A 19,876-nucleotide genomic window follows, 5' to 3' on the forward strand; every position below is an offset into this window, starting at 1 on the left:
ACCCACCGCTGCGTTGACGTTTTTTTAAGATTCCGGACTGTATGTCACCGCGCTGAACGACTACTATTACCGCATCTGAATTTACCCTCCTCGTTTATGGATAACCGATGCGTCTCAAGTTAGCCCTCCTTGCGTTCATTCCGCTTCTGGCCTCCTGCAGCAGCAAACCTGAAGTTCCGACCCAGCAGAAGATGCTGGCTGCGCCACAGGGCGGTTTTTTACTGCAGCCGTCGCACAGCGGACAGGCGATGTTTGGTGACTTCGCCGGTAATCCGGCAGCAGAGCAATTTATCGATAAGATGGTGGAGAAGCATGACTTTGATCGTGAGCAGTTACACAACATCATCGGTCAGGCAAAACGACTGGACTATGTACTGCGGTTAATGGATCGACAGGCACCAAGCTATACGCCCGCGCCGGGCCCTAATGGGGCCTGGATCCGCTATCGCAACAAGTTCATTACGCCGGATAACGTGCAAAACGGTGTGGCATTCTGGAACCAGTATCAGGATGCGCTGCAACGCGCGCAGCAGGTCTATGGCGTGCCGCCGGAAATTATTGTCGGCATCATTGGCGTGGAAACCCGCTGGGGTCGCGTGATGGGGAAAACGCGGATTCTGGATGCGCTTGCGACCTTATCGTTTAACTATCCGCGCCGCGCCGAATACTTCAGCAGCGAGCTGGAAACCTTCCTTCTGATGTCGCGTAAAGAACAGGATGACCCGCTGGCGCTAAAAGGGTCTTTCGCCGGGGCGATGGGTTATGGTCAGTTTATGCCTTCTTCTTACAACGATTATGCAGTTGATTTCAACGGTGACGGGCATGCAAACCTGTGGGATCCGGTGGATGCTATCGGCAGCGTGGCGCACTACTTCCAGAAGCACGGCTGGCGCAGTGGCGAAAATGTGGCGGTTCCGGCCAGCGGTCAGGCACCAATGCTGGAAGATGGTTTCAAAACCAGTTACAGCGTGAGCATGCTGGCGGCGTCAGGCCTGTCGCCACAGGGCTCGCTGGACGGTAACAATCAGGTCAGTCTGCTGCGCCTCGACTTAGGCACCAGCTACCAGTACTGGTACGGCCTGCCGAATTTTTATGTCATCACCCGCTACAACCATAGTACCCATTATGCGATGGCGGTATGGCAACTGGGTGAGGCCGTAAGCAAAGCACGGCAGGGCGGCTTGTTATAAAGACTATCCTTGTTAACTGTAAGGTTATATGATGACGCCCTTTTTCAGGCCACACAGCCACTGATACCTCTGGAGTCGTTATGTCTTTACCTTCCTGCCCAGCTTGTCATGCCGATTACACCTGGCAAGATGGCGAGAACCTCAACTGTCCCTCCTGCGGTCATATCTGGACCGAAGGAGAGGGTGACAGCAGCAACGGATCGCTGGAAGTGCGTGATGCCAACGGCAATTTGCTGGCAGATGGCGACAGCGTCACGGTGATCAAAGATCTCAAGGTGAAGGGCAGCTCTTCATCGCTTAAGATCGGCACCAAAGTGAAAGGTATTCGCCTGGTGGAAGGGGACCACAACATCGATTGTAAAATCGAGGGCTTTGGTCAGATGAAATTAAAATCTGAGTTCGTGAAAAAGAACTGAGATCCGGGGCGCAGGGACGCGCCCGTTATTCTATTCGCTGAACAGTCGATCGATCGCGGCGCACTGCTCCGCATTCAGCGTGCCACCGTAGTTTCTTGAGGTGCTGCTCATCGAGTTATAGCGTCGTGCCACAGCCGTTTTAATCGTCGTCACAAAATCATCGCCAACAGTGTAAATCGCCATCAGCCTGCCAATCTGCTGTTGCAGACGCGCCAGCTCAGGCAGATTGCCTGTCCGCCAGGCCGCCATCATTTCTGCAAAGTACTCCGGTACAATATTATTCAGGCCTGAAATCACCCCGGCACCGCCCGCCAGCAGATTGGGAAGCAGATATTCGTCATACCCCGACAGCACGGCAAAATCACTGCGTACCTTGCGGGTTTCTTCGATCATCGCCCGATTATGCGACAGGCAATCCACCGTATCTTTGATGCCGATAAAGTTGGGCAGCTTTGCCGCCAGCGCGGCAATTAACGCTGGTGTCAGATCGCAACCGGTGCGTGCAGGAAAATTGTAGGCAAACCATTTCCCCCCCAGCTGCGCATCAAGTGCTTCGAAGTAGTGCATCAGCTGCTTTTGCGTCTGGCCGTAATAGTAGGGCGGCAGCACCATCACCGCATCAAAGTCATTTTTCCAGGCGGCTTCAGCCAGCTTCAGCATGTCAGGGATACAGGTGGCCGAGACGTTAGCTACCATTTTCAGCGGTGATAAGGATCGGGCTTCCTGAATCAGCTGTAAACGCTCCTGCTGCGTCAGTGAGGCGAACTCGCCAATGCTGCCCATCACGAGCAGGGTATCGATACCGGCGTCATTGAGGCGGGAAAAGTGTCGCCCGAGCGCGTCGATATCGACGGCACCCTGCGCATTGAACGGGGTGACAGTAGGGCACCAGACACCGGCAAAGGCCGATTTTTCACTCATAGCGGACTCCTGAAGCAGATGTTGAAAAATGAAACAGCGTTTTAACTTAATTATTCCAGCCAGCCTCTGCCAGCGCATGATTCAAAAGTGAGCAACGGGTCGCACTTTTTCGTCTTTCGTCCGTCTCAGTAAGGAAATGCATCTGATAACTGAGTGAGAGGTGATGATGAAAGAGTGGGATCCTGTGCTGTATCGCAAATTTGAAGCGGAACGAACCCGTCCAGCCCGCGAATTGCTGGCGCGCATCAGCCTGGAACAGGTTGAGCAGGTAACCGATCTGGGGTGCGGGCCCGGCAACAGTACCGAGCTGCTCGCCGATGCCTGGCCGCTGGCGCAGATCACCGGGCTCGACAGTTCAGCGGCGATGTTATCTCAGGCCAGTGAACGGCTGCCGAATTGCCTTTTTCTCCAGGCAGACATCCGCAGCTGGCAGGCAGATGCGCCGCAGCAGGTGGTTTATGCCAACGCGTCTCTGCAATGGCTGGACAATCATACCGCCTTGTTTCCTCATCTTGTCAGCCAGCTGGCATCCGGTGGCGTGCTGGCGATCCAGATGCCTGATAACCTCAATGAGCCCTCGCATCAACTGATGCGCGAGGTGGCAGCCACGGAGCGCTGGCGTTCACGGATTAAAGCCGATGCCGCTGAGCGTACACAGCTGCTTTCCACTGGTGAATATTACAATTTGCTGACGCAGGCAGGCTGCGAAGTGGATATCTGGCGTACCACCTATTATCACGTGATGGCCGATGCGCAGGCGATTATCAGCTGGCTGCAGGCGACCGGATTACGGCCTTTCCTGGCGACGCTGGATGCATCTGAACAGAGAGATTTTCTGTCTGATTATCACCAGCGTCTGCTCACCGCCTATCCGGCTCAGGCCAATGGTCAGGTTCTGCTCGCTTTCCCGCGTTTTTTCATGGTTGCAGTGAAAAAAGAGTAAGCGTGATGGAAAGCCGGTCGCAAAAACAGTGCAATAGGATCGAGTGACCTTGAAAAAGTGGTCTTTCTGCACCACCTTCAACTCATAGCTTAAGGGAGAGCTGCAATGGATGATCAGCAATTACAGGCACTCAGTGCGCAGATAGGTGAGCAACTGAAGCAGCGCAATGCCACCGTAACCTGTGCGGAATCCTGCACGGGGGGGTGGATTGCCAAAGTCTTTACCGATATCAGCGGCAGTTCCGCCTGGTTCGAACGCGGTTTCGTGACCTACAGTAATGAGGCCAAACAGCAGCTGGTGAATGTTCAGGCTGACTCGCTGGCGCAGTATGGCGCGGTAAGTGATGCGGTAGTGCGTGAGATGGCGCTGGGAGCCTGCCAGGCGGCTCATGCTGACTATTCTATTTCTGTCAGCGGCATTGCCGGCCCGGATGGTGGCAGTGAAGAAAAACCGGTCGGCACGGTGTGGTTTGGCTTTGCCGGGCCGGAGGATAAAGTATTGACTTTTAAACAGATTTTTAATGGCAATCGCGATGCCGTTCGCCGCCAGTCGGTGGCATGGGCCTTACAGAAACTGTATGGCGAATTTCTGACAAATTAAACTTGATACTGTATGACTATACAGTATAATTGTCGGCAACAGAAAGAGTACAGGCACCCCGAGTGCGTGTTTACCCGGCTTGATTAGGAGTTGAAATGGCGATTGATGAAAACAAACAGAAGGCTTTAGCTGCCGCGCTTGGCCAGATTGAGAAACAATTTGGTAAAGGCTCCATCATGCGCTTGGGTGAAGACCGCTCAATGGATGTGGAAACGATCTCTACCGGCTCGCTGTCGCTGGATATCGCATTAGGTGCAGGCGGTCTGCCAATGGGCCGTATCGTTGAGATCTACGGACCCGAGTCTTCCGGTAAAACCACGCTGACTCTGCAGGTTATCGCCTCAGCACAGCGTAAAGGCAAAACCTGTGCCTTTATTGATGCCGAGCATGCGCTGGATCCGGTTTACGCCAAGAAACTGGGCGTAGACATTGATAACCTGCTCTGCTCACAGCCCGATACTGGTGAGCAGGCGCTGGAAATCTGTGATGCGCTGGCGCGCTCTGGTGCCGTTGATGTCATCATCGTCGACTCCGTTGCCGCTCTGACGCCTAAAGCGGAAATCGAAGGTGAAATCGGTGACTCACACATGGGCCTCGCGGCACGTATGATGAGCCAGGCGATGCGTAAACTGGCCGGTAACCTGAAGCAGTCCAATACTCTGCTGATTTTCATCAACCAGATCCGTATGAAAATTGGTGTCATGTTTGGTAACCCGGAAACCACCACGGGTGGTAACGCGCTGAAGTTCTATGCCTCTGTCCGTCTTGATATTCGCCGTATCGGTGCAATTAAAGAGGGCGATAACGTGGTCGGCAGTGAGACACGCGTTAAAGTGGTGAAAAACAAAATCGCTGCGCCATTCAAACAGGCTGAGTTCCAGATCATGTACGGCGAAGGTATTAATACCTTTGGCGAGCTGGTCGACCTGGGCGTGAAGCACAAGCTGATTGAAAAAGCGGGTGCCTGGTACAGCTACAATGGCGACAAGATTGGTCAGGGTAAATCGAATGCTGGCAACTTCCTGAAAGAGAATGCGGCTGTGGCAAACGAAATTGATCTGAAGTTGCGTGAGATGTTGCTCAACGGCGCGGATGACAAACTCGCAGCAGCCGACAAGGCTGCCGAGAAAGAAGATGCAGCAAGTGAAGCGAACGAAGACTTCTAATCTCTGATGCGGGAGGGGCGAAAGCCTCTCCCGTAGTTTTTTAGCCCCTCTATTGCCTTTCTTGCCTTCCCTCTGCTCTGTTCTGTCGCCATAATCTCATTCTGTTTGTACAAGGTGCGCAGTATGACTGAACCCTCTCAGCCCCAACCTAATGCCGTCTCTTACTCTCGTCTGCTTGACCGTGCGATGCGTATCCTGGGTCAGCGCGATCACAGCCGTGCAGAATTAGCCCGTAAGCTGCAACAGTCAGCTCAGCGTGCTGCATGGGCGCAAAAAAAAGAGCCCGAAATTATTACCGAAGCGCTGCTGGAGCAGGTACTGGACTGGTGCCAGGACAGCGGTTGGTTAAACGACGAACGCTTCACCGAACGGTTCATTCAGAGTCGAAGCCGTAAAGGCTTTGGCTCGCAGCGCGTGCGTCTTGAACTGGCCCAGAAAGGCATCGACCGTGAAGCCATTGATATTGCAATGGAAGAGACGGAAGTCGACTGGGCAGCATGCGCGGCTCAGCTGGCTGAACGAAAATTCGGACACCCGCTGCCTACAGAATGGAAAGAGAAGGCGAAAGTCTTACGCTATCTGCAGTCAAAGGGCTTTCAGACCGACGATATCCAGTCTGTTTTCAGAAATTTTGATGACTAAAAGCCGATGTAATTTTACTTCCCACTGAAGAAAATTTATCTTATTCCCACTTTTTGTTCCGCTAATCAGGCACCACGAGAATGTGGCCGCGCCGATCAGAGGGAACGTTCGTTAGCGTGATTCCAGGACATATATGAGCAAGAGCACTGCTGAGATCCGTCAAGCGTTTCTCGACTTTTTTCATAGCAAGGGACATGAGGTTGTAACCAGCAGCTCCCTCGTACCGAATAACGATCCAACCTTGTTGTTTACTAACGCCGGGATGAACCAGTTTAAAGATGTGTTCCTCGGTCAGGACAAACGTGATTACACACGTGCGACCACGTCACAGCGCTGCGTACGCGCAGGCGGTAAACACAACGATCTTGAAAACGTCGGTTACACCGCACGTCACCACACCTTCTTTGAAATGCTGGGTAACTTCAGCTTTGGTGACTACTTCAAGAGAGAGGCGATTGGTTTTGCCTGGGAACTGCTGACGAGCGAGCAGTGGTTCAGCCTGCCAAAAGAGCGTCTGTGGGTGACGGTCTATGAAACCGATGATGAAGCCTTTGATATCTGGGCGAATGAAATCGGTGTGCCACGCGAGCGTATTATTCGTATCGGCGACAACAAGGGCAGCGCGTATGCGTCAGATAACTTCTGGCAGATGGGCGATACCGGTCCTTGTGGTCCATGCAGCGAAATTTTCTACGATCACGGCGATCACATCTGGGGTGGCCCGCCGGGTAGCCCGGAGGAAGATGGGGACCGTTACATTGAGATCTGGAACATCGTCTTTATGCAGTTCAACCGCCAGGCTGATGGCACCATGCTGCCGCTGCCAAAACCGTCGGTTGATACCGGAATGGGCCTTGAGCGTATTTCTGCCGTTCTGCAGCACGTCAACTCCAACTATGAAATCGACCTGTTCCAGAAACTGATTCAGGCTGTTGCACGGGTTACCGGTGCGACTGACCTCAGTAACAAATCGCTGCGCGTTATTGCCGACCACATCCGCTCCTGTGCTTTCCTGATTGCCGATGGCGTGATTCCGTCGAATGAGAACCGTGGCTATGTGCTGCGTCGTATCATTCGTCGTGCCGTGCGTCATGGCAACATGCTGGGCGCCAAGGAAGCCTTTTTCTATAAGCTGGTTGCGCCACTGGTTGAGGTCATGGGTGCTGCAGGCGAAGAGTTACAGCGTCAGCAGGCTCAGGTTGAGCTGGTGCTGAAAAGCGAAGAAGACCAGTTTGCCAGAACGCTGGAGCGCGGACTGGCCCTGCTGGACGAAGAGCTGGAAAAACTGCAGGGCGACACGCTGGATGGCGAAATCGTCTTCCGGCTTTACGATACCTTTGGCTTCCCGGCTGATTTAACGGCTGATGTCTGCCGCGAACGTAATCTGAAAATCGACGAAGCGGGCTTTGAGCAGGCGATGGAGCAACAGCGTCAGCGCGCACGTGAAGCAAGTGGCTTCGGCGCTGACTACAGCAACGTTATTCGCATCGATGCCGCCTCCTCCTTCAAAGGCTACGACCAGCTCGATTTAGCCGCCACAGTTAAAGCGCTTTATGTTGCGGGCGAAGCGGTTGATGAAGTAACTGCGGGTCAGGATGCTGTGGTCGTGCTGGATGAAACGCCATTCTATGGTGAATCAGGTGGTCAGGTAGGCGATACCGGCCTGCTGAAAGGGAAGAATGCTGAATTTAGCGTCCAGGATACACAAAAATATGGTCAGGCAATCGGTCATGTCGGTAAGCTGACCGCAGGGCAATTGCGTATCGGTGATCGTCTTGAGGCGCAGGTTGATGCTGCACGTCGTGCGCGCATTCGTCTTAACCACTCTGCAACCCACTTGTTACATGCCGCATTGCGTCAGGTTTTAGGTGAGCATGTTGCGCAGAAAGGCTCGCTGGTTAACGATAAATACCTGCGTTTCGACTTCTCGCATTTTGAGGCGATGAAACCTCAGGAGATTCGTCAGGTCGAAGATATCGTCAATGCGCAGATTCGTCGCAACCTGCCGGTAGAAACCGAAGTGATGGATCTGGATGCGGCAAAGTCTAAAGGTGCAATGGCACTGTTTGGCGAGAAATATGATCAGCGCGTGCGCGTTCTGACTATGGGTGATTTCTCGGTTGAGCTGTGCGGTGGTACCCATGCTACGCGCACCGGTGATATCGGCCTGTTCCGTATTCAGGCTGAGTCAGGGACTGCAGCGGGTATTCGTCGTATCGAAGCGATTACGGGTGAAGGTGCGCTGGCGCAGGTCAATGCGCAGAGCAGCCAGCTACAGGATCTGGCGCAGCTGGTAAAAGCGAACATCAGCAACCTGAACGAGAAAGTGCGTGGTCTGGTTGATCATGTGCGGGCGCTGGAGAAAGAGTTGCAGCAACTGCGCGATCAGCAAGCCGCGCAGGAGAGCGCTTCACTGAGCAGCAATGCCATCGACGTTAAGGGAGTGAAACTGCTGGTCAGTGAGCTCAACAATGTTGAACCTAAAATGTTGCGTACCATGGTTGATGATCTTAAGAATCAACTGGGGTCGGCGATTATTGTGCTGGCGACGGTTGCTGAAGGTAAGGTGTCGCTGATTGCGGGTGTGACCAAAGATCTGACTGACCGCGTTAAAGCGGGTGAGTTGATTGCCGGTCTGGCACAGCAGGTTGGCGGGAAGGGCGGTGGGCGTCCTGACATGGCACAAGCTGGTGGTACTGATGCTGAAGCGCTGAAAGGGGCTCTGGCAGGGGTTGAGAGCTGGGTTAACAGCCGCCTGTAACATATAGAACAAGGCATTGTAAAAAGCGTCAGAACTCCGGTTCCGACGCTTTTTAATACGGTGCTAAAGCAGCAAATGACAAAGTCAGGTTGATGTAGTGTATTTCGGCTAAACTAACTATCAGCAGAATGTATTGGCGCATCGATGTGCATTGGTGTATTTCTCATAGTCAATGTGCAGCGTTAAATGATGGATAATGCCGGGAGCCTGTACTAGCCCGACTCTTTTAATCTTTCAAGGAGCAAAGAATGCTTATTCTAACTCGTCGAGTTGGTGAAACCCTCATGATCGGTGATGAGGTAACTGTAACGGTGCTGGGTGTTAAGGGTAACCAGGTTCGTATTGGGGTTAACGCGCCGAAAGAAGTGTCTGTGCATCGCGAAGAGATCTATCAACGCATCCAGGCTGAAAAAACGCAACAAACCAGCGTTTAACGGATTCAGCGTCTCGCACCTGTGCGAGGCGCTACCGCTTTATCTAAAAATCGTCTCTTTTCTTTTCTCCCGCTTCCCTACTGTTTTGTTAACCTCATCATCTTTCGTTGTTGATAAATCACTCTTTTTGTCGCCATTTTGTCCCAATTGTGTGTGATTTGCTCAATCAAACAAAGTTTCAGAAAAATTGTTTGACTTAAAAGTCCGGGAAAGTAATATGTGCGCCACGCAGTGCCGATGAGCAGAAACAACGTTCAGACGCACAGTTCGAAAGAAAGCGTATGGTGAGGTGGCCGAGAGGCTGAAGGCGCTCCCCTGCTAAGGGAGTATACGGTCAAAAGCTGTATCGAGGGTTCGAATCCCTCCCTCACCGCCATTTTCGATGCATCCATAGCTCAGCTGGATAGAGTACTCGGCTACGAACCGAGCGGTCGGAGGTTCGAATCCTCCTGGATGCACCATCGAAAAAAACAAAGCGAATTAGCAATTCCTTTCATGGTGAGTAGTTAGCACCCTGCGCTGTACAAGAATTAGATATATGCATCCATAGCTCAGCTGGATAGAGTACTCGGCTACGAACCGAGCGGTCGGAGGTTCGAATCCTCCTGGATGCACCATTCTTTGTAACATCCTCAGGTTGGTTTCTGTAAGTCCATAAAAAGCTGTACCTCAAAAGACAGACCCCAATGCATCCATAGCTCAGCTGGATAGAGTACTCGGCTACGAACCGAGCGGTCGGAGGTTCGAATCCTCCTGGATGCACCATTATCTTCAGTTTCAAAAACCCCCACTTTGTTATGACGTAAAAATCGTTCAGCGCTTATAGGCAGATATCACGTTTATCATCTCCGCAGAGCCTGGCGCGAATTGAATCACTATTCAGACCTCTCCCCTGCAGTTACCCTCTGGCTTTACCCGCACTGTTTTTCTGCGCAATCAGCCTCACTGATTCATCATCCTGACTTAAGCGACACGTAACACCTCTTTTCCGCGTCAGCGTTCTCCATTTTACTGCCCACGCCCGTCCGCCGCTGCTTGCTTGCAAGAATAATGTTAAAAAATCGCTGAAAATTCGTACGGTTATGACTGGCCGCGCACGATCACCTTTATCTGAAAACAAAAATTGCTAATGCTTTCAAAGCATTTGCTGTTCATCCGCCCTGGCGACAACCTGTCCACATTAGGCTAAAGTAATGTCTCATTTGGTGAACGTCCGGAGTGACAATGTACGATCAATATGACGCCCTGATTTTCGATATGGACGGCACGATTCTTGATACTGAGCCGACACATCGAAAAGCGTGGCGTCAGGTTCTCCAGCGTTACGGATTAACGCTGGATGAAGAACGTATTATCGACTTCAATGGCGCACCCGCCTGGCGGCTTGCGCAGTTCATCATTGAATCCAATCAGTCGTCACACGATCCCCATCTTCTTGCCGCAGAAAAAACCGCTGCTGTGAAAGCGATGCTGCTGGAAAATGTTAAGCCGCTGCCTTTAATGGACGTGGTGAAAGCGTACCACGGGCGTCGTCCGATGGCGGTAGGTACAGGAAGCGAACATAGCATGGCAGAGGCGTTATTAACGCAGTTGGGCGTGCGTGAGCTTTTTGCGGCAGTTGTCGGTGCTGACGACGTACAGTGTCATAAACCTGAGCCTGAAACCTTCTTACGCTGCGCTGAGCTGATGGGTGTGGCTCCGGCACGTTGTGTAGTGTTTGAGGATGCAGACTTTGGTATTCAGGCTGCGAAGGCGGCAGGCATGGCTGTGGTGGATGTCCGCTTACTGTGAGTGACGTTCTTACCTATGCCTCAATGTTTGGCAGCAGTTTTCTGAGTGCGACACTCCTGCCGGGAAGCTCTGAAGCATTGCTGATAGCACTATTAATCGCAAAAAAGACATCAGTTTACGGGTTGCTTTTAGCCGCATCACTGGGAAACACCTTGGGCGGTTTAACCAACATTCTTATTGGTCGCTTGCTGCCGCTAAAACGTCAGGGGCGATGGCATGACACAGCAATGACGTGGTTGCACCGACTGGGACCTGCAGCATTATTATTCAGCTGGCTGCCGGTGATAGGTGATCTGCTTTGCGTTCTCGCAGGCTGGTTACGTTTCGCCTGGCTGCCCGCGATGCTGTTTCTCGCTATCGGCAAAACACTGCGTTATATCGTTATCGCGACTGCCACATTACAGGGTTTGCAATGGTGGCATTGATTCGCACAGATTCGAGGCTACGGTTAACATTATGCTGAACAAAAATAAATTATTATCACAGCGGGGGGGTAATGTGATCCCAGACGTATCTAAAGCGCTTTCCTGGCTGGAAGCGCATCCCAATGCCCTTAAAGGGATTGGCCGTGGCATCGAACGTGAAACGCTGCGTGTACAGGAAAATGGCGATCTGGCAAAAAGCGGCCACCCGGAATATCTGGGCTCGGCGCTTAAGCATGACTGGATCACCACTGATTTTGCCGAAACATTACTGGAATTTATTACGCCAGTGGATCACAGCATCGATCATATGCTGGCATTCCTGCGCGATATTCACCGCCACGTTGCCCGTGAACTGGGTGATGAACGCATGTGGCCATTCAGTATGCCGTGTGTGATTGACGACGCAGACAACATCGAGCTGGCGCAATATGGCACATCCAATATCGGTAAGATGAAGACCCTCTATCGCGAAGGCCTGAAAAACCGCTACGGCGCGTTGATGCAGACCATCTCCGGCATTCACTACAACTTCTCGCTGCCACTTTCATTCTGGCAGGAGTGGGCTGACGTGAAAGATCAGGAAAGCGGAAAAGAGACCATCTCAGCGGGCTACCTGCGGCTGATCCGCAACTATTATCGCTTCGGCTGGGTGATCCCATATCTGTTTGGTGCCTCGCCAGCTATCAGCTCCAGCTTCCTGCAGGGCCGTGAGAGCGCGCTGCCCTTCGAAACCAATGACAAAGACACGATGTGGCTGCCGTACGCCACATCGCTGCGTCTGAGCGATTTAGGCTACACCAATAAATCGCAGAGCTCTCTGGGCATCACGTTTAATTCGCTGGAAGGCTATGTCACTGCACTGAAGAAGGCGATCAAAACGCCGTCAGAAGAGTATGCGGCGATGGGCACTAAAGATGCTGACGGTAACTGGCTGCAGCTCAACACCAACGTGCTGCAGATTGAGAACGAGCTCTATGCCCCAATCCGACCTAAGCGTGTCACACGTTCGGGTGAAGCGCCTTCTGATGCGCTGCTGCGTGGTGGCATCGAATACATTGAAGTGCGTTCGCTGGATATTAACCCGTTCTCTGCCATCGGCGTTGATGAGAATCAGGTTCGTTTCCTCGACCTGTTCCTGATCTGGTGTACTCTGGCCGATGCGCCGGAAATGAGTGCAGATGAGTTGCAGTGCACCCGCAAAAACTGGAATCGTGTGGTGCTGGAAGGGCGTAAACCGGATCAGAAAATTGCTGTGGGCTGCGGAGAAGCTGAACATTCGCTGGTTGAAGTGGGCAAAACCCTGTTTGCCGATCTGCGTCGGGTTGCTGAAGTCTTAGACAGTCATAATCAGGACAGCACGGAATATCAGCAGGTTTGCGATCAACTGGTAGCATCGTTCGACGATCCTGAGCTAACCTACTCGGCGCGCATCCTTCAGGCAATGAAGGAGAATGGTGTCACCGGAACCGGTGTGGCGCTGGCTGAACAGTATCGCCATCTGCTCTGCGAAGAGCCGCTGGAAGTGCTGACAGAAGAGGATTTCACGCGTCAGGCGCAGGAATCTGTAACTGCACAGCAGCAGCTGGAAGCAGATGATAAGCTGGATTTTGAAGCGTATCTGGCAGGCCGGGAAGGGTAGAAAAGAAAAAGGCCACATCAATGTGGCCAAATTAACATCTCTGTTGTCAGGGATGATGATAACAAATGCGCGTCTTTCATATATTCAGACGTTGGGCGAACAGAAAAGTTTCATCGTTTTAAAAAAAATTCTCAGAACAGGAGGTGACGTATGCCACTACTGGACAGTTTTACCGTTGACCACACCATCATGGGCGCACCGGCAGTACGCGTTGCGAAAACCATGAAGACTCCGCATGGCGATACGATTACCGTTTTTGACCTGCGTTTTTGCCGCCCGAACATTGATATCCTCACTGAGCGTGGCATTCATACGCTGGAGCATCTTTTCGCAGGCTTCATGCGTGACCACCTGAATGGTGACGGTGTGGAAATCGTCGATATCTCGCCAATGGGTTGCCGTACCGGTTTCTACATGAGCCTGATTGGTACGCCAGACGAGCAGCGCGTTGCGAAAGCGTGGAAAGGGGCGATGGAAGATGTTCTGAAAGTCAAAGACCAGAACCAGATCCCTGAGCTGAATGAATACCAGTGTGGCAGCTATAAGCTGCACTCACTGGATGAAGCGCAGCAGATCGCCCGCAATGTGCTGGCACATGAGATCGGCGTTAACCGCAATGAAGATCTGAAACTGCCTGCTGAAAAGCTGAAAGAATTGCACATCTAGTCAGGGCTTCTTTGCTAATAAAAACGCCGCATCATGCCGATTGCGGCGTTTTTTTATGGCTTCAGGATCCGACCGACTTTTTCAGTGGCGTAGCAGGCGTAATCCGCACCTGCTTAATCATGTTGTCCTGCACGTCCAGAATATCGACGTTGTAGTGACCGATCTGAACACGTGTGGCGATGGCAGGGATCTCTTCCAGTGCTTCCAGCAGCATGCCGTTGATGGTGCGGGCTTCCTGCTCTGGCAGATGCCAGTTAAACGCCTTATTGATTTCACGCACACTGGCACTGCCTTCAATCAGCACAGAGCCATCATTCTGCGGCATCACCTCTTCTGCCAGCGACGGTGACATGGAGGTTGTAAAGTCGCCGACAATCTCCTCCAGAATATCCTCTATTGTCACCAGCCCTTTGATGTCGCCATATTCATCCACCACCACGCCCGCTTTCTCTTTGTTGCGCTGAAACTTCACCAACTGGGTGTTTAGTGGCGTTCCTTCGGGGATGTAGTAGATCTCATCGGCGGCGCGCAGCAGCATCTCTTTGGTGAACTCTTTTTTCTCTGTCATCATGCGCCAGGCTTCACGCACGCGAAGCATGCCGACGCAGTCATCCAGTGAGTCCCGATACAGCACAATGCGGCCATGTGGCGAGTGGCTCAGCTGACGAACGACTGACTTCCAGTCATCGTTAATGTTGATACCCACGATCTCATTACGCGGCACCATAATGTCATCCACGCTCACTTTTTCCAGGTCGAGCACAGAGAGCAGCATGTCCTGATTACGGCGTGACATCAGGCTACGCGACTCATAGACGATGGTGCGTAACTCTTCTTTACTCAGCGCGGAGTTAACAGAGCCGTCAGAGCGAATCCCCACCATGCGCATCAGCAACCGTGTAATGGTGTTCAGCAGCCAGACCAGCGGTAACATGACGTATTGCAACGGGGTGAGTAAAAAGCTGCTGGGATAGGCCACTTTTTCCGGATAAAGCGCCGCCACGGTTTTGGGCAACACTTCAGCAAAGACCAGTACCACGAAGGTCAGCACGCCGGTTGCAATGGCGACGCCGGCATCACCATACAGACGCATTCCGACAATGGTGCCTAACGCGGAAGCAAGGATGTTGACCAGGTTATTACCAATCAGGACCAGACTGATCAGACGATCAGGGCGGCGCAGCAGTTTTTCGACACGTCGAGCTGCGCGATCACCATTTTTAGCCTGATGGCGCAATTTATAGCGATTCAGCGTCATCATGCCGGTTTCAGAACCTGAGAAATAAGCTGAAACCAGTACCATGACGCAGAGAATAATAATCAGCGTGGTGGTTGAAACATTCTCCAACGCAGAACTTCCTTTTTAACGAGAGGTAGGGACAAGCAGATGCTGCAGGATGCGACTGCCGAAGTAAGCCATGGTCAACAGCACCGCACCGCTGCAGTTAAACCAGACGACGCGGCGACCACGCCAGCCTTCATGATAGTGCCCCCAAAGCAAAACGATATAAACAAACCACGCGATGATCGAGAGCACCGCTTTATCAACGTTTTCTGCACTGAAGAGATCCTGCATATAAAACAGACCGGTGCAGAGCACCAGCGTTAACAGAACGACGCCGACCTGGGTGATATGAAACATCTTACGTTCAATGGTCAGCAGAGGCGGCATATCCTGCGTAAAGGCCAGTCGTTTGTTTTTTAACTGATAATCGATCCACGCCAGCTGAAGCGCATAGAGAGCAGCAATGATCAGCGTTGCGTAGGCAAACAGGGACAGGCCGATATGGATCATCATGCCTGGCGTGGTTTCCAGATGGGTGATGAATGCATTAGGGACAAAAGTGGCGAAGGCCAGATTGATCAGCGCGAAGCTGTAAACAATCGGCAGCAGCAGCCAGCCACGGTTACGTGCCGCCACAATGGTCATGATGGCGCAGATCAACAGACTAACCAGCGAGCCTATGTTGAGCAGGCTTAAATTCTGTCCGCTATCAACAGCAAATATGCGTTGCTGCAAGGCCACCGCGTGTGTCACCAGCGCCACACAGGCAGAGAGCATCGCCATTCGCCGCCAGCCGCCGTTGCGTTTCAACAGGCTGGGAATGATCAGGGCAAGACTTAAGGAGTAGGCGAATAGCGCCACTATCGCGAAAACGAACATAGATCCTTTCAGGTTCAGTCAGATAAGGAAAAGGCAGTATAGCGCCAGCCGAAGCAGGCTCCAAACGATCTGAGGGGCAATTGCAGAGATCGCCGAGGCTTCGTGTTATAATCCGCCGCATTCTGCCGATCAGGCGCCTCGCGATCTTTTTTTTAGTGAGAGACCATGTTTGATAATTTAACCGATCGTTTGTCGCAAACCCTGCGAAATATCAGCGGCCGCGGAAGGCTGACTGAAGAGAACATCAAAGAGACCCTGCGTGAAGTGCGTATGGCACTGCTTGAAGCTGACGTTGCGCTGCCCGTGGTGCGTGACTTCATCAACCGTGTGAAAGAGAGCGCGGTCGGTCATGATGTGAATAAAAGCCTGACCCCAGGTCAGGAGTTTATCAAAATCGTTCGTAACGAACTGGTTGCGGCGATGGGTGCTGAGAACAACGCACTCGACCTGGCCGCTCAGCCGCCAGCCGTAGTTCTGATGGCGGGCCTGCAGGGTGCCGGTAAAACGACCAGCGTCGCTAAGCTGGGTAAGTTCCTGCGTGAGAAGCACAAAAAGAAAGTCTTAGTGGTTTCGGCCGACGTTTATCGTCCGGCGGCAATCAAACAGCTGGAAACTCTGGCACAACAGGTTGGTGTAGATTTCTGCCCGTCCGATCTCAGCCAGAAGCCGGTTGATATCGTCAACAATGCGCTACGTGAAGCTCGCCTGAAGTTCTACGATGTGCTGCTGGTGGATACCGCCGGTCGTCTGCACGTTGACGAAGCGATGATGGACGAAATCAAGCAGGTTCATGCCGCGATCAAGCCGGTAGAAACGCTGTTTGTGGTCGATGCCATGACCGGCCAGGATGCGGCTAACACGGCTAAAGCCTTTAATGAAGCGCTGCCGCTGACCGGTGTTATTCTGACGAAAGTTGATGGTGATGCACGCGGTGGTGCGGCATTGTCAATTCGTCATATAACTGGCAAACCGATTAAATTCATGGGTGTCGGCGAAAAGACCGAAGCTCTTGAGCCGTTTTATCCGGAACGTATCGCTTCACGTATTCTCGGCATGGGTGACGTACTGTCACTGATCGAAGATATCGAAAGTAAGGTTGACCGCGATCAGGCCGAGAAACTGGCTAAGAAGCTGAAAACTGGCGACGGTTTTGATCTTAATGACTTCCTTGAGCAGTTGAAGCAGATGCGTAACATGGGCGGCATGGCCAGCCTGATGGGTAAACTCCCGGGTATGGGACAGCTGCCTGATAATGTGAAGTCACAGATGGATGACAAAGTCCTGGTGCGCATGGAAGCCATCATCAACTCGATGACACGCAAAGAGCGTGAGAAACCAGAAATCATCAAAGGCTCGCGCAAGCGCCGCATTGCTACCGGTTCCGGTATGCAGGTGCAGGACGTTAACCGCTTATTAAAGCAGTTCGACGACATGCAGCGTATGATGAAGAAAATGAAGAAGGGCGGTATGGCGAAAATGATGCGCGGCATGAAAGGTATGATGCCGCCAGGTTTCCCTGGCCGCTAAAGCGTTCCACAAAAAAGCCCGAAAAGGTACGGTTTAGGTTGCTTTTTTCGCCAAAATGATTAAAATTTTCGGGCTTTTTATACAGCACCCGGACCCCGTTCCTCGATGGGGGCCGGGTGTTTTATTAACTGAAGAGGATGTTATGGTAACAATTCGTTTGGCACGTCACGGCGCTAAAAAGCGTCCGTTCTATCAGGTCGTCGTCACTGACAGCCGCAATGCACGCAACGGTCGTTTCATCGAGCGCGTTGGTTTCTTCAACCCGATCGCATCTGGTCAGGCTGAAGGTCTGCGTCTTGATCTGGATCGTATCGAGCACTGGGTTGGCCAGGGCGCAACGCTTTCTGATCGCGTTAACGCGCTGGTCAAAGAAGCTAAGAAAGCAGCTTAATCTGTCACGGTGGTGAGCATGAGCAGACAACTTGCCGCACAGCCTCCTGTTAACCCAATTGTATTGGGTAAGATGGGAGCCGCCTACGGTATTCGCGGCTGGCTCAAAGTGTTTTCCTCCACTGAAGACGCTGAAAGCATCTTCAACTACCAACCCTGGTTCATCCAGCGTGCCGGTAAATGGCAGCAGGTCGAACTTGAAGGTTGGAAGCACCACAATCAGGACCTGATCATCAAAGTCAAAGGCATTGAAGATCGGGATGCGGCGGCTCAGTTAACCAATTGCGAAATTCAGGTTGACTCGACGCAGTTGCCATCGCTGGAAGAGGGCGACTACTACTGGAAAGACCTTATGGGCTGCCAGGTGGTTAACCTCGAAGGCTACGAGATGGGCAAAGTCATCGATATGATGGAAACCGGCTCGAACGACGTTCTCGTCGTTAAGGCAAACCTGAAGGATGCGTTCGGTGCTCAGGAGCGGTTAATTCCGTTTCTTGATGAACAGGTTATCAGGAAAGTCGATCTCTCTACTGGCGTCATTGAGGTAGATTGGGATCCTGGTTTTTGATCTCCGAATCGAACGGTAACGTAACGGCGAATACAATGTGGATTGGTGTTATTAGCCTGTTTCCAGAAATGTTTCGCGCTATTACCGATTACGGGGTAACTGGCCGGGCTGTAAAAAACGGTCTGCTCAGCATTCAGAGCTGGAGTCCTCGTGACTTCACGCACGACCGGCACCGTACCGTGGATGATCGTCCTTACGGTGGCGGACCGGGAATGCTGATGATGGTACAACCCTTACGGGATGCCATCTCCGCAGCGAAAGCAGCGGCAGGTGATGGGGCCAGGGTGATATATCTTTCACCTCAGGGTCGCAAATTAGACCAACAGGGCGTTTGCGAACTGGCGGCACGGGACAAGTTAATTCTGGTCTGTGGCCGTTATGAAGGGATTGATGAGCGCGTAATCCAGACCGAAATTGATGAAGAATGGTCAATCGGTGATTACGTTCTCAGTGGCGGGGAACTGCCAGCGATGACGATGATTGATGCAGTCGCCCGGTTTATTCCTGGCGTACTCGGCAAGCAGGCGTCAGCCGACGAGGATTCGTTCTCTGATGGCTTGCTGGATTGTCCGCACTATACCCGACCTGAAGTGTTAGATGGCGTGGAAGTCCCGGCAGTATTACTGTCAGGTAACCATGCTGATATTCGCCGCTGGCGTCTGAAGCAGTCGCTAGGCCGTACCTGGCTGAGAAGACCTGAACTTCTGGAAAACCTGGCTCTGACTGAAGAGCAAGCAAGGTTGCTGAGTGAGTTCCAGCGGGAATCTCAACAGCAACAAAACGATGATGTGGAAGAGTGATCTTCCCCGACTATCAGTTTACCCAGGATATGAGATTTAATTATGAGCAACATTATCAAGCAAATTGAACAAGAGCAGATGAAACAGGACGTACCTTCCTTCCGCCCGGGTGATTCCGTGGAAGTGAAAGTATGGGTCGTTGAAGGTTCTAAAAAACGTCTGCAGGCATTCGAGGGCGTGGTTATCGCTATTCGTAACCGCGGTCTGCACTCTGCATTCACTGTTCGCAAAATTTCTAACGGCGAAGGCGTTGAGCGTGTATTCCAGACTCATTCACCTGTAATTGACAGCATCGCTGTTAAACGTCGTGGCGCTGTGCGTAAAGCCAAACTGTACTACCTGCGTGAGCGTACTGGTAAGTCTGCTCGTATTAAAGAGCGTCTTAACTAAGGTATCGCTAACGCGACATCTAAAAGTTAATAGCAAACAAGGGGTTGGCGTGATGCCAGCCCCTTTTTTTATTGTCTTGTCCACGGATTGGCTACGCAGATTTATTTTGTAGTCAAATGTAGGCATTAAAAAACCCGCCGAAGCGGGTTAGAGCCAGAGTTGGCCTTGGGACGTTTTGGTGCCTCCGCGGGCAGGGTGGGGCGGTACGGGATTTACTCTACCTGGACACATGATTATATCAGTTACAGTTTCTAAGGATTTGAAAGTACATCCGCAGTTGATGTTCTGGCACTGGTTGTATCGTTCTTTTGTGTTCTCAGAGAGCACAACACTGCTGCGTGTATGTGCAGCGTGAGAGCACTTTGGACAATTCATCATTTAGGATTCGCCCTGTTGAATATTTAACTTGATCATACCTATTGATCACCCAAAAGGATAATAAA

The 19,876-nt window shown here is 52.1% G+C and carries 21 protein-coding genes and 4 tRNA genes; 21 read left to right on the forward strand and 4 right to left on the reverse strand.

The features are described from left to right. Nucleotides 1-107: 107 nt before the first annotated feature. Both mltB and ACR8BF_RS04380 read left to right on the forward strand, forming a co-directional pair. The gene (mltB, locus tag ACR8BF_RS04375; protein WP_136197516.1) at nt 108-1,190 is read left to right on the forward strand and encodes a lytic murein transglycosylase B; all 1,083 of its coding nucleotides are present in this window, start codon (nt 108-110) and stop codon (nt 1,188-1,190) included. An 80-nt stretch (nt 1,191-1,270) separates the two neighbouring features. Beyond that, on the forward strand, nt 1,271-1,606 hold the full coding sequence (locus tag ACR8BF_RS04380) for a zinc ribbon domain-containing protein YjdM (protein ID WP_313700881.1): 336 nt from the start codon (nt 1,271-1,273) through the stop codon (nt 1,604-1,606). Nucleotides 1,607-1,636: 30 nt separating this feature from the next. On the opposite strand, the gene ACR8BF_RS04385 is transcribed toward ACR8BF_RS04380, so the two are convergent. Beyond that, nucleotides 1,637-2,527 carry a dihydrodipicolinate synthase family protein gene (locus ACR8BF_RS04385; RefSeq protein WP_434745595.1) on the reverse strand — a complete coding sequence of 297 codons (891 nt, stop codon included), beginning with the start codon at nt 2,525-2,527 and terminating at the stop codon, nt 1,637-1,639. Between the two features lie 166 nt (nt 2,528-2,693). Between ACR8BF_RS04385 and tam the strand changes: the two genes are divergently transcribed. From tam to luxS, 14 genes are all read left to right on the forward strand, one after another. Beyond that, entirely contained in the window at nt 2,694-3,470 is a 777-nt protein-coding gene (tam, locus tag ACR8BF_RS04390; protein ID WP_434745913.1) for a trans-aconitate 2-methyltransferase, read from the forward strand. 105 nt (nt 3,471-3,575) lie between these two features. Continuing rightward, nucleotides 3,576-4,070: a nicotinamide-nucleotide amidase gene (gene pncC / locus ACR8BF_RS04395; protein WP_434745596.1), complete on the forward strand. Its 495-nt coding sequence runs from the start codon at nt 3,576-3,578 to the stop codon at nt 4,068-4,070. Between the two features lie 95 nt (nt 4,071-4,165). After that, nucleotides 4,166-5,236 carry a recombinase RecA gene (gene recA, locus ACR8BF_RS04400; RefSeq protein WP_179898409.1) on the forward strand — a complete coding sequence of 357 codons (1,071 nt, stop codon included), beginning with the start codon at nt 4,166-4,168 and terminating at the stop codon, nt 5,234-5,236. 123 nt (nt 5,237-5,359) lie between these two features. After that, entirely contained in the window at nt 5,360-5,878 is a 519-nt protein-coding gene (locus ACR8BF_RS04405; protein ID WP_179898408.1) for a regulatory protein RecX, read from the forward strand. A 133-nt stretch (nt 5,879-6,011) separates the two neighbouring features. Beyond that, the gene (alaS, locus tag ACR8BF_RS04410; RefSeq protein WP_434745597.1) at nt 6,012-8,639 is read left to right on the forward strand and encodes an alanine--tRNA ligase; all 2,628 of its coding nucleotides are present in this window, start codon (nt 6,012-6,014) and stop codon (nt 8,637-8,639) included. A gap of 248 nt (nt 8,640-8,887) precedes the next feature. Then, nucleotides 8,888-9,073, forward strand: coding sequence for a carbon storage regulator CsrA (csrA, locus tag ACR8BF_RS04415; RefSeq protein WP_008927091.1), 186 nt, complete (start codon nt 8,888-8,890; stop codon nt 9,071-9,073). 283 nt (nt 9,074-9,356) lie between these two features. Next, a tRNA-Ser gene (locus tag ACR8BF_RS04420) sits at nt 9,357-9,449 on the forward strand. 8 nt (nt 9,450-9,457) lie between these two features. After that, nucleotides 9,458-9,534: transfer RNA gene (locus ACR8BF_RS04425), tRNA-Arg, on the forward strand. Nucleotides 9,535-9,613: 79 nt separating this feature from the next. Beyond that, nucleotides 9,614-9,690: transfer RNA gene (locus ACR8BF_RS04430), tRNA-Arg, on the forward strand. A gap of 71 nt (nt 9,691-9,761) precedes the next feature. After that, nucleotides 9,762-9,838: transfer RNA gene (locus tag ACR8BF_RS04435), tRNA-Arg, on the forward strand. Nucleotides 9,839-10,297: 459 nt separating this feature from the next. After that, the gene (gene yqaB, locus ACR8BF_RS04440) at nt 10,298-10,864 is read left to right on the forward strand and encodes a fructose-1-phosphate/6-phosphogluconate phosphatase (protein WP_434745598.1); all 567 of its coding nucleotides are present in this window, start codon (nt 10,298-10,300) and stop codon (nt 10,862-10,864) included. Then, entirely contained in the window at nt 10,861-11,289 is a 429-nt protein-coding gene (locus ACR8BF_RS04445) for a YqaA family protein (RefSeq protein ID WP_179898405.1), read from the forward strand. The genes yqaB and ACR8BF_RS04445 overlap by 4 nt, the downstream gene beginning before the upstream one ends. Nucleotides 11,290-11,320: 31 nt before the next feature. Next, nucleotides 11,321-12,928: a glutamate--cysteine ligase gene (gshA, locus tag ACR8BF_RS04450; RefSeq protein WP_434745599.1), complete on the forward strand. Its 1,608-nt coding sequence runs from the start codon at nt 11,321-11,323 to the stop codon at nt 12,926-12,928. Between the two features lie 150 nt (nt 12,929-13,078). Further along, entirely contained in the window at nt 13,079-13,594 is a 516-nt protein-coding gene (luxS, locus tag ACR8BF_RS04455) for an S-ribosylhomocysteine lyase (protein ID WP_009086888.1), read from the forward strand. 61 nt (nt 13,595-13,655) lie between these two features. On the opposite strand, the gene ACR8BF_RS04460 is transcribed toward luxS, so the two are convergent. Continuing rightward, a complete protein-coding gene (locus tag ACR8BF_RS04460; RefSeq protein WP_179898403.1) occupies nt 13,656-14,942 on the reverse strand; it encodes an HlyC/CorC family transporter in 1,287 nt (428 codons plus the stop codon). 15 nt (nt 14,943-14,957) lie between these two features. Beyond that, nucleotides 14,958-15,758, reverse strand: coding sequence for a cytochrome C assembly family protein (locus ACR8BF_RS04465; RefSeq protein WP_090965656.1), 801 nt, complete (start codon nt 15,756-15,758; stop codon nt 14,958-14,960). A gap of 165 nt (nt 15,759-15,923) precedes the next feature. Here ACR8BF_RS04465 and ffh point away from each other — a divergent pair, with 165 nt between their 5' ends. The 5 genes from ffh (at nt 15,924) to rplS (ending at nt 19,433) form a co-directional block, all read left to right on the forward strand. Next, nucleotides 15,924-17,285: a signal recognition particle protein gene (ffh, locus tag ACR8BF_RS04470; protein ID WP_003849043.1), complete on the forward strand. Its 1,362-nt coding sequence runs from the start codon at nt 15,924-15,926 to the stop codon at nt 17,283-17,285. Between the two features lie 142 nt (nt 17,286-17,427). Continuing rightward, nucleotides 17,428-17,676, forward strand: coding sequence for a 30S ribosomal protein S16 (gene rpsP, locus ACR8BF_RS04475; RefSeq protein ID WP_003849041.1), 249 nt, complete (start codon nt 17,428-17,430; stop codon nt 17,674-17,676). A gap of 18 nt (nt 17,677-17,694) precedes the next feature. Continuing rightward, nucleotides 17,695-18,243, forward strand: coding sequence for a ribosome maturation factor RimM (rimM, locus tag ACR8BF_RS04480; protein WP_003849039.1), 549 nt, complete (start codon nt 17,695-17,697; stop codon nt 18,241-18,243). A 35-nt stretch (nt 18,244-18,278) separates the two neighbouring features. Further along, on the forward strand, nt 18,279-19,043 hold the full coding sequence (gene trmD, locus ACR8BF_RS04485) for a tRNA (guanosine(37)-N1)-methyltransferase TrmD (protein ID WP_434745600.1): 765 nt from the start codon (nt 18,279-18,281) through the stop codon (nt 19,041-19,043). Between the two features lie 42 nt (nt 19,044-19,085). Further along, nucleotides 19,086-19,433 carry a 50S ribosomal protein L19 gene (gene rplS, locus ACR8BF_RS04490; protein WP_003849035.1) on the forward strand — a complete coding sequence of 116 codons (348 nt, stop codon included), beginning with the start codon at nt 19,086-19,088 and terminating at the stop codon, nt 19,431-19,433. Between the two features lie 147 nt (nt 19,434-19,580). On the opposite strand, the gene ACR8BF_RS04495 is transcribed toward rplS, so the two are convergent. After that, nucleotides 19,581-19,811 carry an ogr/Delta-like zinc finger family protein gene (locus ACR8BF_RS04495; RefSeq protein ID WP_072044056.1) on the reverse strand — a complete coding sequence of 77 codons (231 nt, stop codon included), beginning with the start codon at nt 19,809-19,811 and terminating at the stop codon, nt 19,581-19,583. Nucleotides 19,812-19,876 lie beyond the last annotated feature (65 nt).

This window comes from Candidatus Pantoea rara (genome assembly GCF_051136265.1).
GTDB lineage: Bacteria > Pseudomonadota > Gammaproteobacteria > Enterobacterales > Enterobacteriaceae > Pantoea > Pantoea rara.